The sequence below is a fragment of the Shimia sediminis genome, from assembly GCF_003990645.1.
GTDB classification, from domain to species: domain Bacteria; phylum Pseudomonadota; class Alphaproteobacteria; order Rhodobacterales; family Rhodobacteraceae; genus Shimia; species Shimia sediminis.
In genome coordinates this window covers 281,591-295,040 of sequence record NZ_RYZK01000003.1, presented here as the reverse complement: position 1 = coordinate 295,040, position 13,450 = coordinate 281,591, and the positions used below count along the sequence as shown (strand labels likewise).

General features: G+C 61.0%; 17 protein-coding genes. 10 read left to right on the top strand and 7 right to left on the bottom strand.

All coding sequences use genetic code 11. The annotated features are described in order from the left end of the window. Positions 1–54 precede the first annotated feature (54 nt). Together rbfA and EK369_RS09410 are read left to right on the top strand one after the other, a co-directional pair. Entirely contained in the window at positions 55–456 is a 402-nt protein-coding gene (gene rbfA / locus EK369_RS09415; protein ID WP_127113836.1) for a 30S ribosome-binding factor RbfA, read from the top strand. After that, the gene (locus EK369_RS09410) at positions 453–1,190 is read left to right on the top strand and encodes a phosphodiester glycosidase family protein (protein ID WP_127113834.1); all 738 of its coding nucleotides are present in this window, start codon (positions 453–455) and stop codon (positions 1,188–1,190) included. Before rbfA ends, EK369_RS09410 begins: the two co-directional genes overlap by 4 nt. A gap of 260 nt (positions 1,191–1,450) precedes the next feature. On the opposite strand, the gene EK369_RS09405 is transcribed toward EK369_RS09410, so the two are convergent. Continuing rightward, positions 1,451–2,308, bottom strand: coding sequence for a hypothetical protein (locus EK369_RS09405; protein ID WP_127113832.1), 858 nt, complete (start codon positions 2,306–2,308; stop codon positions 1,451–1,453). A gap of 314 nt (positions 2,309–2,622) precedes the next feature. On the opposite strand from EK369_RS09405, the gene EK369_RS09400 reads away from it, so the two are divergent. Continuing rightward, positions 2,623–3,012 carry a hypothetical protein gene (locus EK369_RS09400; protein WP_127113830.1) on the top strand — a complete coding sequence of 130 codons (390 nt, stop codon included), beginning with the start codon at positions 2,623–2,625 and terminating at the stop codon, positions 3,010–3,012. Next, positions 3,009–3,938, top strand: coding sequence for a sterol desaturase family protein (locus EK369_RS09395; RefSeq protein ID WP_127113829.1), 930 nt, complete (start codon positions 3,009–3,011; stop codon positions 3,936–3,938). Before EK369_RS09400 ends, EK369_RS09395 begins: the two co-directional genes overlap by 4 nt. An 18-nt stretch (positions 3,939–3,956) precedes the next feature. Here EK369_RS09395 and EK369_RS09390 read toward each other — a convergent pair whose 3' ends face one another. Then, positions 3,957–4,832: a glycosyltransferase family 2 protein gene (locus EK369_RS09390; protein WP_127113827.1), complete on the bottom strand. Its 876-nt coding sequence runs from the start codon at positions 4,830–4,832 to the stop codon at positions 3,957–3,959. Next, entirely contained in the window at positions 4,829–5,416 is a 588-nt protein-coding gene (locus EK369_RS09385) for a DNA-3-methyladenine glycosylase I (RefSeq protein ID WP_127113825.1), read from the bottom strand. The genes EK369_RS09390 and EK369_RS09385 overlap by 4 nt, the downstream gene beginning before the upstream one ends. A 112-nt stretch (positions 5,417–5,528) precedes the next feature. Here EK369_RS09385 and EK369_RS09380 point away from each other — a divergent pair, with 112 nt between their 5' ends. The 3 genes from EK369_RS09380 to phbB all read left to right on the top strand — a co-directional run bounded on the left by EK369_RS09380 (position 5,529) and on the right by phbB (position 8,613). After that, positions 5,529–6,371, top strand: a complete 843-nt coding sequence (locus tag EK369_RS09380; protein ID WP_127113823.1) for an EAL domain-containing protein — start codon at positions 5,529–5,531, stop codon at positions 6,369–6,371. Between the two features lie 149 nt (positions 6,372–6,520). Beyond that, a complete protein-coding gene (locus tag EK369_RS09375) occupies positions 6,521–7,696 on the top strand; it encodes an acetyl-CoA C-acetyltransferase (protein WP_127113821.1) in 1,176 nt (391 codons plus the stop codon). 194 nt (positions 7,697–7,890) lie between these two features. Next, on the top strand, positions 7,891–8,613 hold the full coding sequence (phbB, locus tag EK369_RS09370) for an acetoacetyl-CoA reductase (RefSeq protein ID WP_127113819.1): 723 nt from the start codon (positions 7,891–7,893) through the stop codon (positions 8,611–8,613). Between the two features lie 176 nt (positions 8,614–8,789). On the opposite strand, the gene EK369_RS21765 is transcribed toward phbB, so the two are convergent. Next, positions 8,790–8,948 (bottom strand): hypothetical protein, encoded by a 159-nt coding sequence (locus EK369_RS21765; RefSeq protein WP_164726951.1) that lies wholly within the window; start codon positions 8,946–8,948, stop codon positions 8,790–8,792. A 226-nt stretch (positions 8,949–9,174) separates the two neighbouring features. Here EK369_RS21765 and EK369_RS09365 point away from each other — a divergent pair, with 226 nt between their 5' ends. Both EK369_RS09365 and yddG read left to right on the top strand, forming a co-directional pair. Beyond that, a complete protein-coding gene (locus EK369_RS09365; protein ID WP_127113817.1) occupies positions 9,175–10,116 on the top strand; it encodes a transcriptional regulator GcvA in 942 nt (313 codons plus the stop codon). Positions 10,117–10,118: 2 nt separating this feature from the next. Further along, positions 10,119–10,982 (top strand): aromatic amino acid exporter YddG, encoded by an 864-nt coding sequence (gene yddG / locus EK369_RS09360; protein WP_127114070.1) that lies wholly within the window; start codon positions 10,119–10,121, stop codon positions 10,980–10,982. A gap of 2 nt (positions 10,983–10,984) precedes the next feature. On the opposite strand, the gene EK369_RS09355 is transcribed toward yddG, so the two are convergent. From EK369_RS09355 to EK369_RS09345, 3 genes are all read right to left on the bottom strand, one after another. Continuing rightward, complete coding sequence (locus tag EK369_RS09355) at positions 10,985–11,149, bottom strand: YdcH family protein (protein WP_127113815.1); 165 nt, start codon at positions 11,147–11,149, stop codon at positions 10,985–10,987. A gap of 230 nt (positions 11,150–11,379) precedes the next feature. Next, complete coding sequence (locus tag EK369_RS09350; RefSeq protein WP_127113813.1) at positions 11,380–12,135, bottom strand: tRNA1(Val) (adenine(37)-N6)-methyltransferase; 756 nt, start codon at positions 12,133–12,135, stop codon at positions 11,380–11,382. Further along, a complete protein-coding gene (locus EK369_RS09345) occupies positions 12,132–12,347 on the bottom strand; it encodes a putative signal transducing protein (RefSeq protein ID WP_127113811.1) in 216 nt (71 codons plus the stop codon). Before EK369_RS09345 ends, EK369_RS09350 begins: the two co-directional genes overlap by 4 nt. Positions 12,348–12,402: 55 nt before the next feature. Between EK369_RS09345 and EK369_RS09340 the strand changes: the two genes are divergently transcribed. Further along, positions 12,403–13,404, top strand: coding sequence for a polyprenyl synthetase family protein (locus tag EK369_RS09340; RefSeq protein ID WP_127113809.1), 1,002 nt, complete (start codon positions 12,403–12,405; stop codon positions 13,402–13,404). Positions 13,405–13,450 lie beyond the last annotated feature (46 nt).

Here is a 13,450-nt window from a genome sequence, read left to right as displayed (position 1 = left end):
TTATCGCAAGCCTCAACGCTTGGCAAAGCCTGCCGAAACGCCTAAGTGGGGGCCATGGCAAAGAACAAGTTTCATGATGGCCCCGGCCCCTCGCAACGTCAGCTTCGTGTTGGCGAATTGATCCGTCGTACGCTGGCCGAGGTGCTGGCGCGGGGGGATATCCACGACCCCGACCTCAACCGCATGTCGATCACCGTGGGCGAAGTGCGCACATCGCCCGACCTCAAGATCGCCACGGCCTATGTGTTGCCGCTGGGTGGCAAGGGGCAAGAGGACGTGCTGAAGCTGCTGGCCCAGAACAAACACGAGCTGCGCCGTGCGATTGGCAAGAAAACCGGGCTCAAGTTCACCCCGGACCTGCGGTTCCAGCTGGATCAGACCTTTGACCAGATGGACGAAACCCGCCGCATGCTGAACCAGGATCACGTGCGCCAGGACATTGAGCCTGACGAATGAGATGGCTTGCCGCCTCTGTTGCCCTTTGTGTGGCCTGGGCGGCATCGGTGGCAGGCGCGGTGGACTGCCGTGACCTGAGCTATCAGGGCAACGCCTATACGATCTGCGAGGTGGACGCCGCACAGGACGACCTGCGCCTGTTCCTGCGTGACGAGGCAGGCGCCCCCTATGGCCAGTTCTCCGGCATTGAGCGCGCGTTGCCTGACGGACAGCGCCTGTCCTTTGCGATGAATGCGGGCATGTACCACGCCGACCGACGCCCGGTGGGGCTCTATGTCCAAGGCGACACGACCGAGGGTCGCCTGTTGACCGGTGCCAGCAAGGGCAACTTTGGCCTGTTGCCAAACGGGGTGTTCTGTATCGGCGAGGGCCGCGCCGACGTGATCGAGACCCTTGCCTTTGAGCGCCAACGCCCCGCCTGCACCTACGCCAGCCAATCCGGCCCGATGCTGGTGATCGACGGCGCCCTGCACCCGCGGTTCCTGCCCGACAGCACCTCGCGCTTTCTGCGCAACGGTGTCGGCACCAGCGCCGATGGCACGCGGGCGATCTTTGCCATCTCCAACACCCCGGTCACCTTCCACGCCTTTGGCAGCCTGTTCCGCGATCACCTGAAAACCCCCAACGCGCTGTTCTTTGACGGCAAGATCAGCCGCCTGCACGCGCCTGACCTCGACCGCTCCGACCCCGGCTTCTGGATGGGGCCGATCGTGGGCGTGGTCTCGTCCAACTAGGGAGTGCTCCCGCCATCTGCCCAAGGCCTGCCGGCCTGTGGCCAGATGTTGGGCGTGGCCTCGCTGCGCTCGGACTCGCTCTCCCCCTCTCTAACTGGTCCCGGATACCCCGGGCACAACATCTCGCGGCCGCGTCCCCCCCCTTTCGACCTTGCGCCTTTCCCGAGCGCAGCGAGGCTACGCCCAACGGGGTGCAGGGCATCTTCTGATGCCCTGACAACCGGGCGGGAGCACCACCTGCCCTACACCACCACTTTTGGTCAGGGGCTTGAAACTCCGACGAACTGAATGTCTTCTATCGCAAAAGGCGCGGTACTAAGGATGGCAAAGGATGTCTCGGCCCTGGTTGCGGACGCCGTTGCTTCAAACGTCAGCGTCACCTCTGTCGTGTAAACACCGTTCTCTTCGCTCTGCACAAACCCGATCTCGACGTCCCGATCCGCGCTTTCAGCGCTGCGATCAAGTGACACCACCAGCGCATCCTCTGCCGGGTCAAAATCTTCGATCCGGCCAATATCGGACTCCAGCAGATCGTCAGACCCTTGTAGATCGTCTTCGCTGTTGTGCAGTGTGAGCTGCAGTTCAAACCGGTCAGCGCCCTCGCCGCCAGCCAAGGAAACGCCCCCGGTGTCAGGATGATCCAATCCGGCATCGGCAAAGACCATGATGCTGTCATCCCCCTCACCGCCCTCAACCACGGCGGTTTGATCGTTCAGATCGACATGCAGCTCGACAGTTATCTCATCATCGCCCTCGCCGCCCAAGAGACGGGTGGCATCAATCCCTTCCAGCGTGTCGTCCCCGGCGCCGCCATCCAGCGTGTTCACGACCGCGGTGCTGACAAGATGGTCGTCTCCCTCCCCACCAAACACCTGGGTTCCAAAAGGGTACTCAACCACCGCGCTGTCGTCCCCCCCCAGAAGCCGGATGACATCAGGCGACAAGTCGGGGTTCTGATCAGCAGGCAGAGCATCATCCCCCTCGGTGCCCTCCAATATCTCGGAGCCATCATAGGCAAGTTCATTGGGATCGCTTTCAGGCTGGGGCTCATCATCGTCCTCTGCCACCTCGTACAAAACAAGGCCCAAGAACCCACACAAAAAAATCAAACTGAACATAAACAATATCCTGCAAATAGATGGCGTAATCGTCTCGGGTGACGTCAGGCCAGGGCAAAACTTGCGGAACTCTTGTGGGTTTCGCTGAAAACCCTTCCGACACGCATTCCTGAAATAACAATTCTTTCACCCACGACATCCGCCCGACGACGAGACACCAATACCATCAACATCTTAGATAAATTCTCGGAATGAGTCACGACCAATGGTTGAGTCTCCCTAAACCAGAACCTCCGCCGGGGTAGCTTGACCCGACGCCACCTTTGACAAGGCCCGCAGCAATTTGGCGTAATCGCCGACAAGGGAGGACACCCATGCCGCTCATCATCCTTGGCCCGCTGGTGGTCATTGGCATTCTCGCGATCGCGCTGATCCTGCATCTGTCGGGCCGCACCGCGCCGCGCCGCCTTGCGACCGAGGCCGAGGCGCGGGACGCATGGGCGCGGGAATACCCCGAGAACCCGGCGCTGACCATTCTGCTGTCATCCGACAACCGCGCCGCGCTGATCCGGGCGACGCGGGGTCTTGGCCTTGTCTGGTGCCTGGGCGACGACACCGTGGCGCGCATCGTGACCAAATCGAAAACCCACACCACCGCAACGGGCCTCGCGTTTGAACGCCGCGAATTTGCCGCCCGCCGCATCAATGTCACCCTTGACGCAGACACCCTTGCCCTGTGGCAGAGCCAGCTGGAGTCCAAATGACCACGCCCATCACCTATCCCGATGTCGTCAGCTGGGCGGTGCCCTTTTTCATCGCCGCCATCCTGATCGAGCTTGCCTGGATCACTTTCAAAGGGCGCGGTGGCCGGTATGAAACCCGCGACGCTGTCACCTCGCTCATCATGGGGGCCGGGAACGTCGCCAGCGGCATCGCGCTGGGGTTCATTGCCTGGGCGTTCTTCATGGCGCTGTGGCAGATCACGCCCTTTGACCTTGGCACCGCATGGTGGGTGGTGCTGTTGTGCTTTGTGCTGGATGATCTGCGCTATTACTGGGTGCACCGCTTTGGTCACCGCGTGCGCTGGGTCTGGGCCAGCCATGTGAACCACCACTCCAGCCAGCACTACAACCTGACCACCGCCCTGCGGCAAACCTGGACCTATACCTTCACCTTCATGATGGTCGTCCGTGCGCCGCTGATCCTGATCGGCTTTCACCCCGCCATGGTGCTGTTTGTCGGTGGTCTCAACCTGATCTACCAGTTCTGGATCCACACCGAGGCGATCACCAAGATGCCGCGCTGGTTCGAGGCGGTGATGAACACCCCCAGCCACCACCGCGTGCACCATGGCCGCAACCCGCGTTATCTGGATTGCAACTATGCGGGCGTCTTTATCATCTGGGACAAGATGTTCGGCACCTTCGTGCCCGAGTATGACGGGGAAAAGGTCGACTATGGGCTGGTCCACAATATCGGCACCTTCAACCCCCTGCGCGTCGCCTTTCACGAATGGGTTGCGATTTTCAAGGACATGGCGCGCCCCGGCCTGTCGCTGCGCCAGCGTCTACTCTATGCGGTCGCCCCTCCGGGTTGGAGCCATGACGGCAGCCGCGATGACGCCGAGCGCATGAAGGAAAAGCACCTTGAACGGCACCCCGAGGATCGCGGCACGCCGGGCTTTGGCTAGGGCGGCGGGGCCTGGGACCTAGCCCTGCGCCGCAAACCGCTCGGGCAGTTCGGTGCGGAATTTCAACCGCAAACGACGGGCGCGCAGAATGTTGTAGCGGGCGTCACGCTTGGGGTTCAGGGTCAGTTTGTGATGCGCCTTGGTCTCGGCCTTGTCCCAGGGCAAAAGCCGCTTGTCCGCAAAGGCACCAAGCACCTCGAGCACGTGAATGTCCGGCTCGGCCCAGGCCGCTCCCGGCAGGCCGCTGCCTTCGGCTCCGGCGACGCTGCGCCGCACCTTGTTGGCCTCGGCCAGCGCAATGGTATTGGCGTATTTCAGATGCGCCAGATACAGCCCCTTGGGCAGCTGAAAAGGAAAGCTGGCCAGCGCCTGCGCCCCAACCGCAGCGCCGTGCATACGCAGGGGCACCGGCTGGCTGACCGCCACGGCCTTGGAGTAATGGCCGGTAAAGATCACGTCGCGCCGCTGTCCCAGAACCGGCCCCGGCATCATCGGCGTGCTGCCCCGGGTTTCGATCACGTTGAACCCCATGGCCCAGGTCACCGGTGTCTCATGCGGATCAAGCTGCCCCAGCGCGGCGCGCAGCCCGCCATACCGCTCGGGATCGTAACAGACCAGCTCATCGGCATCGGTGCGGATCACCCAGTCATAGTCCTGCAGCAACTCTGCCGTCAGATCATTCAGATACTGCCACCGCATCCGGTCAAACCCGCCCAGATCATCGCGCGGGATGGTCAGGATACGTGCATTGGGACAGATCCGGGCAATGTTGGGATCCTCGCCGTGGGCCACCACGATCAGGTTCTCCGGCCCCAACTCGAGCCCGTGGTGCGCGTACCAGCGCGACAGGGCCCAGTAATCGCGGTAGACCATGGTCAGGGCGCAAATCTTCATTGCCAGCCTTTCTTGCGTGCCGCCGCGGCGCAGCCCGCGCGCGATGGGCAGTCGAGCAGGTGATCGTTGACCATACCCATGGCCTGCATAAAGGCATAAACGATGGTCGGCCCGCAAAAGCGGAACCCGGCTTTCTTCAAATCTTTCGAAATTTGCGTGGATAATTCGGTATAGGCGGGCACCTCGGCCAATGTGCTGAACCGGTTCTGCGGCGGCTCGAAATCGACGTATTTCCACAGGTAGTGGGCAAAGCCTTCGCGCGCTTCGATCTCTTGCCAGGCGCGGGCGTTGCCGATGGTGGCCTCGATCTTGCCGCGGTGCCGGATGATCCCCCGATTGGCCAACAGGCGCGCCACGTCGCCCTCGCCCCACTCGGCAATGACATGCGGGTCAAACCCCTGAAATGCCTCGCGGAAATTATCGCGTTTCTTGAGGATGGTGATCCAGCTCAACCCCGCCTGGAACCCGTCCAGGATCAGCTTTTCCCACAGCGCGCGGCTGTCGTATTCCGGCATGCCCCACTCGGTATCATGGTAGTCCAGATAGATCTGCTCGGCCCCGGCCCATCCACATCTGTCACCCATCACTGCTGCCCTTACCTGCAATTTTCCACAAATCCGGACTTTAAGCCCCTGTTCACGGATTTGGCGACATTCTGGCGGGAACTGCAACACCCGCCTGCATCAGGAGCTTGCCATGGCGCGCGTCACAAAACGGGACAAGGCCAATATCCCGGCCGGTCACGAGACACCGCTGGACTTTGCGGTGACCTCGCGCGACGCCGGGACATTGACCATGGTCCGCAATGCGATCCAACACAAAGAGGTCATGCTGGCCTTTCAACCCGTGGTCAGTGCGGCGGACATGAAAACCCCGGCCTTTCACGAGGGGCTGATCCGTGTGCTGGACGAAACCGGCCGGGTGATTCCCGCCAAGGACTTTATGGGCGCCGTTGAGGACAATGAACTGGGGCGTCAGCTGGACTGTCTTGCGCTGCAGCTCGGCATGAATACGCTGGCGTCACATCCCGCCCTGCGCCTGTCGATCAACATGTCAGCGCGGTCAATCGGTTATGGCCGCTGGATGAAAACCCTGAAAAACGGCCTGTCACGTCACAAGGATGTCGGCGAACGGCTGATCCTTGAGATTTCCGAAACCTCGGCGATGCAGGTGCCTGAACTGGTGATCGACTTTATGGACGAATTGCAGACGCTGGGCATTTCATTCGCGCTGGACGACTTTGGCAAGGGCTTCACTTCCTTTCGGTATTTCAAGGACTTCTTCTTTGACATCCTGAAACTCGATGGCCGGTTCAGCCATAACATCCACAAGGACGCCGAGAACCAGATCATCGCGGGCGGCATTGCTGCCATCGCGAACGGGCTGGACATGTACACCGTCGCCAGCCGGGTTGAACATCCGCAGGACGCCCAGACGCTGGCGCATCTTGGCTTTCACTGTCTGCAAGGGTTCCTGCTTGGCGCCCCCACGGTGAAACCCGACTGGAAGACCTCTAAAAATGACCGCAACGCCGCGTAACGACGCAAGATAATTTCGCCCGTGACATCCTGGCCGTTGCCGCAACGCAGCAAATACGCTATGCACTGGCCCATATCGCGTTTTGGGGGATTGCATTCTGGCCCGTATGCCGAAAGCCTTCGCCCAGTCATTTGACAGAGGAAACACATATGACCAACGTAGTGATTGCTTCGGCAGCCCGTACCGCTGTCGGTAGCTTCAGCGGCTCGTTTGCCAATACCCCCGCACATGATCTGGGCGCCACCGTACTCAAGGCACTTGTCGAACGCGCCGGCGTCGACGCCTCGGAGGTCTCCGAGACCATCCTTGGTCAGGTTCTGACCGGTGGCCAGGGCCAGAACCCGGCCCGTCAGGCGCACATCAACGCAGGCTTCAACAAGGAAGCCGCCGCCTGGGGCATCAACCAGGTCTGTGGCTCGGGCCTGCGCGCCGTGGCATTGGCCGCGCAGCACGTCCAACTGGGCGACGCCGCGATCGTGGCCGCCGGTGGCCAGGAAAACATGACCCTCAGCCCCCATGTCGCGCACCTGCGCGCGGGCACCAAGATGGGTGACGTCAAATACATCGACTCGATGATCCGCGACGGTCTGTGGGACGCTTTCAACGGCTACCACATGGGCCAGACGGCAGAGAATGTTGCCGAGCAGTGGCAGATCAGCCGCGACGCTCAGGACGAATTCGCCGTCGCCTCGCAAAACAAGGCCGAGGCCGCTCAGAAAGCCGGCAAATTCGCCGATGAGATCACCCCGTTCACCGTGAAAACCCGCAAGGGTGACATCGTGGTCGACAGCGACGAATACATCCGCCACGGCGCCAACATCGAAGCCATGGCCAAGATGCGCCCGGCCTTTATCAAGGATGGCACCGTGACCGCCGCCAACGCCTCGGGCCTGAACGACGGCGCCGCCGGTGCGCTGGTCATGTCCGCGGATGAGGCTGAAAAGCGCGGCATCGAGCCGCTGGCCCGTATCGCTTCTTATGCCACTGCCGGTCTTGACCCGTCGATCATGGGCGTCGGCCCGATCTACGCCTCGCGCAAAGCGCTGGACAAGGCAGGCTGGGCCGTCGGCGATCTGGACCTCGTCGAAGCCAACGAAGCCTTTGCCGCGCAAGCCTGCGCCGTGAACAAGGACATGGACTGGGATCCGTCGATCGTGAACGTCAACGGCGGCGCCATCGCCATCGGCCATCCGATCGGTGCCTCGGGCGCGCGTATCCTGAACACCCTGCTGTTTGAAATGCAGCGCCGCGGCGCCAAGAAGGGTCTCGCCACCCTGTGCATCGGCGGTGGCATGGGCGTGGCCATGTGCCTCGAACGCCCCTGATTCTGCGCTTGCAGCAAGAATTTGTGAGAGGGCGCCGCACATGGCGCCCTTTTCGTTACCAGTGACATCCCTTTTTTACATTTCTTTGCCAGAAAAGCTGCGATGCGGCAAATTGCTCACGCAATAATGTTGCACACGCGGCGAATTCTGCGTAACAGAATTACCTGAAGATTACGCCAGACAGGAGATTACCCATGGCAAGAGTTGCACTCGTTACCGGCGGTTCGCGCGGTATCGGCGAAGCCATTTCCAAGAAACTGCAAGCCGAAGGTTACACCGTTGCCGCCACTTATGCGGGCAACGACGAAGCCGCGGCCAAGTTCACCGCCGAAACCGGCATCAAGACCTACAAATGGAACGTGGCCGACTATGACAGCAGCGCCGCTGGCATCGCCCAGGTCGAAGCCGACCTTGGCCCCATCGACATCGTGGTCGCCAACGCGGGCATCACCCGCGACGCGCCGTTCCACCGCATGACCCCTGAACAGTGGAAAGAGGTCATCGACACCAACCTGACCGGCGTGTTCAACACCGTACACCCCGTCTGGCCCGGCATGCGCGAGCGCAAGTTCGGCCGCGTCATCGTGATCTCGTCGATCAACGGTCAAAAAGGTCAGTTCGCCCAGGTGAACTATGCCGCGACCAAAGCTGGTGACCTCGGCATCGTAAAATCGCTGGCCCAGGAAGGTGCGCGCGCAGGCATCACCGCCAACGCCATCTGCCCCGGCTATATCGCCACCGAAATGGTCATGGCGATCCCGGAAAAAGTCCGCGATTCGATCGTGGCTGGCATCCCGGCTGGCCGTCTGGGTGAGCCCGAAGAAATCGCCCGCTGCGTGGCCTTCCTCGCATCAGACGACTCGGGCTTTATCAACGGCTCGACCATCTCGGCCAACGGCGCGCAGTTCTTCGTCTGATCTGTCCCCGCTCCTGGATTCAAAGGGCCGCCCTTGGGCGGCCTTTTTCGTGACGGAACAGTGAATATCCTTTTTGTACAAAACGGTTATTTGCCTCAGAACTTTTGTACAAAATGTACAAAAGGGCCGCTTCCGGCTGGAAACGACCCTTGCTTGATCCCGTAAGTGCCTGAGCCTCAGGCGCAGCGGGAAGGTTCCGTAAGGACCGATTGGCCCAGCGGAACGTCACGTTTTCCAAACAGCCAGCTGACCAGTTTGGCGAGTATCTGCGCGCGCTCTTTGTGGGCGCAGTCAAAGGCCTGTTGCATGCGGGCGGTGTGTGCAGTCTCGATCATCGGGGTGCCCTCCTATAGGCGTTTTGGCCCGTTTTTACGCAACAAGAACGGGGCAAAACGCTTGGCACCCATCGATGTGGCGTGCGTTTCGTGATCAATCTGTGAACCAGCTTGCTCTCGAAACGCTTTAGGCAAGTAATTCTGAACTGCACCCAATATGGCCCTCGCAAACAAAACTCACAAACGAGACTTTTCATCGCTTCAGTTAAGGTGTACTTAAACGAACATGCAGGACCGCCTACCGCCCCTCACCGCCCTGCGCGCCTTTGAAGCTGCCGCGCGCCACATGTCTTTTGCCAAGGCTGCGGATGAACTGCACGTGACTCCGGCAGCCCTGTCGTTCCAGATCAAATCGCTCGAAGAACACCTTGGCGCGCCGGTGTTCCACCGCCTCAACCGCGCCGTGGAACTGACCGAGGCCGGACGCGCCCTTGCCCCAGGTATTTCCGAGGGATTTCAGTCGCTTAACGTCGCATGGCGTCGCACCTTAAGTCAGCAGGATCACGACAGTTTGACGGTCGCCGCAGGTCCGGCGTTCACCGCAAAATGGCTCGCACCCCGGCTTTATGAATTCACCGAGGCCCACCCCGAGATCAACCTGCGCATCGTCACCTCTCTGAAACTGGTGGACCTGCACCGGGATGACGTTGATGTCGCCATCCGCTTTGGCTACGGCCCTTATGAAAATCTTTATTCAGTGCCCGCGCGCAAGGAGTGGTTGACGCCTGCCATGACCCCTGCCCTGGCCGAACAGTTTCCAACTCCGCAAAGCCTCGTCAACGCGCCGCTTGTCATCAACGATTACGATGGTTTCCTGAACCCACCTTGTGATTGGCCCACCTGGTTTCGCGCGGTGGGCATTCAGGATTTCGAGCCGCGCGGCACACGGTTTTCAAACGTCGAGCACGCAATTGACGCAGCCTGCGCCGGGGTTGGCGTTCTCTTGGGCCGCCGACCGCTCTTGATCAAGGATGTGCTCGAAGGCCGCCTGGTAACCCCCTTTAAAATCGCCATCGAGACAGATGCGCGGTTTTCCTTTCTATGCCTGCCCGGTGCAGAAAAACGCACCCAGATTGCAGTTTTTCGCGATTGGTATCTCGCGGAAATTGAAAAAACTGCCAATATCTGGGGTGAGTTTGACCTTGTACCGGTGACCTCTCTGCAATGAACATCTCCCGCCCCCGCGCCACCTTGATTGGCTTTGTCGCTGTCCTTCTTTGGGCTCTGTTGGCGCTGTTCACGGTCGGCACCGCGCCCACGCCGCCGCTGCTGCTGAACGCCATCTGTTTCACCATAGGCGGTACCATTGGCCTGATCTGGACCGCCCGCACCGGTGGCTTTGCCCGTCTGCGCGGGATCAGCTGGAAGGTCTATGCCTTTGGCACGCTAGGCCTGTTTGGCTATCACGCGCTCTATTTCAGTGCCCTGCGCCTCGCCCCCGCGGCCGAGGCCGGGCTGATTGCCTATCTCTGGCCCCTGCTGATCGTGCTGTTTTCCGGCCTGCTGCCCGGTGAATCCCTGCGCGCGGGCCACTTGATCGGTGCGCTCTGCGGGTTTTTCGGGGCTGCCCTGATCATTCTGGGTGGCGGAGGCGGCTTTGATACCGCTGCATTGCCCGGCTATCTTCTGGCGCTGGCCTGCGCACTGACATGGGCGGGGTATTCCGTGATGTCCCGGCGATTGGGCGACGCCCCAACCGAGACCGTGGCCGTGTTCTGTGTCGCCACTGCGATCCTGTCGGCGCTGATGCATCTTCTGACCGAAACCACGGTCTGGCCCCAGGGGGCCTTGGGCTGGGGGTCTGCCATTGCCTTGGGGCTCGGGCCTGTGGGCCTGGCGTTCTACGTGTGGGATATCGGGGTGAAACGCGGTGACATACAGCTCTTGGGCACGGCATCCTATGCGGCGCCCCTGCTGTCCACGCTGGTTCTCGTGGGTGTGGGCGTGGCCGACCCCAGCTGGATGCTGGGTGCAGCCACATTACTGATCACCGGCGGAGCCGTCATCGCGGCCCGCGCCAGCCTCAGGGCCTGAGGTCAGACCGATAGTCGTTCGATTTCTTCCTTGAGCTTGAGCTTTTGCTTTTTCATTTCGGCGATGTCGAAGTCGCTGGATCCCGGAGCACGTTGCTCGGCTTCGACCTGATCCGAGAGGGCTTCGTGTTTCCGTTTCAGTTCTTCCAAATGCGAGCTCACGCTCATGGCAGTCCTCCTCTCAAGTGTGATATTCAACCCGTCCAGTGCAGCATACTTTCTGCGATCTGTCACGCCGCACAGACATAATTTTGGTCTGAATTTTCGCTTTTCCAGAGGCAATAGGTCAGGAACTGACCGGCTTCGGCAAAAACCCGCCGTCCAACCGTTTGAATGTTAAGGGTTTTCGCACGTGCAGCATGTCTAGGGTGCCGGGACATGCAGCCGCAGAAGGTCGGCTATTCGCCAAATGCAAGCGCGTCCCCATCCCGCAAAACGGCCCGAATCCGTGGCGTGTAGCTTTCAGCATCGCCCGCGTGACGGTCCCCGCTATGCATGGCCACCGGCGCGTGCAGCCGAAAGTCTGCCCGCCCCTCTTTGCGCGCCCTCACGAGGATCAACCCCGCCGGTTTCGTGGTGCGCGCCTGTAGTGGCAGCACCTCGATCGAACCCAAACGCCCCTGCATCGCGCTCAGAATGTCAGGCAGGCGTTCGGCCCGGTGGATAAAGCTGGCGTAACCACGGGGTTTCAACCGCCGCGCCGCGACATCGACCCAAACGGCAAGCGGCGTATCCTCTCCCATCGCGGTCTCGCGACCGGGGTCCTCGGCCGCCGTACTGGACCTGCGATCAAAATACGGGGGGTTGGCGATGACATGGTCAAATCGCTGTTGCTTTAGCACGTCGGGCAGTTTGGCCAGATCCCCTAGGTGAATCGCCATGTTCTGACCGTTTGCCTCGGCGTTCTCTTGTGCCAGCGCGGCATAGTCTGGCTGAAGCTCTACAGCCTCGAGCCGCAGACCGGTCACCCGATGCCCCAGGCACAGGCTCGCCGTTCCGACACCACAGCCCAGTTCCAACACGCTCTGCCCCGCACGCGCAGGCACCGACGCGGCCAGCAATACCGGGTCCACGCCCGCCCTGTACCCTTTTGCGGGTTGCCGAATGGTCACCCGACCATCCAGATAGGCGTTGCTCGTGGTCTCGCCGATCATCTGCCCAGGGCGATCTCGTTGTCCCGCATCACCCGTTCGGCGCGGATCAAATCGTCGCTCCGCACCATCAGACGACGGGGAAAAATTCCGATTGATCCTTCGAGAATGCTCATATTTACGTCCATTTCAAAGCAGTCTATACCCTCCCCTTGAAGTAGGGCTGAGGCAAAGGCGATGATCGTCGGGTCGTTGCTGCGCAGAAGCTCTTTCATGACCAAGTATTAAGGGCAGGTCCGAAGGGATGTCGAGACCTGCATCGGGGGAGACATGGTTCTGGACCACGCCGCTACCAAACCGCATGAAGCGCTGAGCGATGTTCTGGCTGATGAATTGCAGGCTGTGAACGCCCTGATTCAGGACCGCATGGCCAGCAAACACGCGCCGCGCATTCCCGAGGTGACCGCGCATCTGGTCAATGCCGGTGGCAAACGCCTGCGCCCGATGCTGACCCTCGCCGCAGCCCGCCTGTGCGGCTATGACGGCCCTTACCACGTGCACCTTGCCGCCACGGTCGAGTTCATTCACACCGCGACGCTGTTGCATGACGATGTGGTCGACGAAAGCGCCCAGCGGCGCGGACGCCCCACGGCGAACCTGTTGTGGGACAACAAATCCTCGGTGCTGGTGGGCGATTACCTGTTTTCGCGCTCGTTCCAATTGATGACCGAAACCGGCTCGATCGACGTGTTGCGCATCCTGTCGAATGCCTCGGCCACGATTGCCGAAGGTGAAGTGTTGCAGCTGACCGCCGCGCAGGACCTGCGCACGGATGAAGGCGTCTATCTGCAGGTGGTACGCGGCAAGACGGCAGCGCTGTTTTCCGCAGCGACCGAAGTAGGCGGTGTGATCGCAGATGCCGATCCGGCCCATGTGCAGGCGCTGTTTGACTATGGCGACGCGCTGGGGATTGCCTTTCAGATTGTTGATGACCTCTTGGATTATCAGGGGGACACCAACGCCACGGGCAAGAACGTCGGCGACGATTTCCGCGAGCGCAAGCTGACGCTGCCGGTGATCAAGGCGGTGGCCAAGGCGGATGAGGCCGAGCGCGCCTTTTGGGTCAAGACCATCGAAAAGGGCAAGCAGGACGAGGGTGATCTGGAGCACGCGCTGGAGCTGTTGAACAAACACGACACGCTGGAAGCCACCCGTCAGGATGCCTTGGCATGGGCGGACAAGGCCAAGACAGCGATTGCCAAGCTGCCCGAACATGAGATCAGGGACCTGTTGAGCGATATCGCCGATTACGTGGTGGCGCGGGTCAACTGAGGCACAGGGGGCCAGCCCCCTCTTGGCCTTTGGCCAATTCACCCCC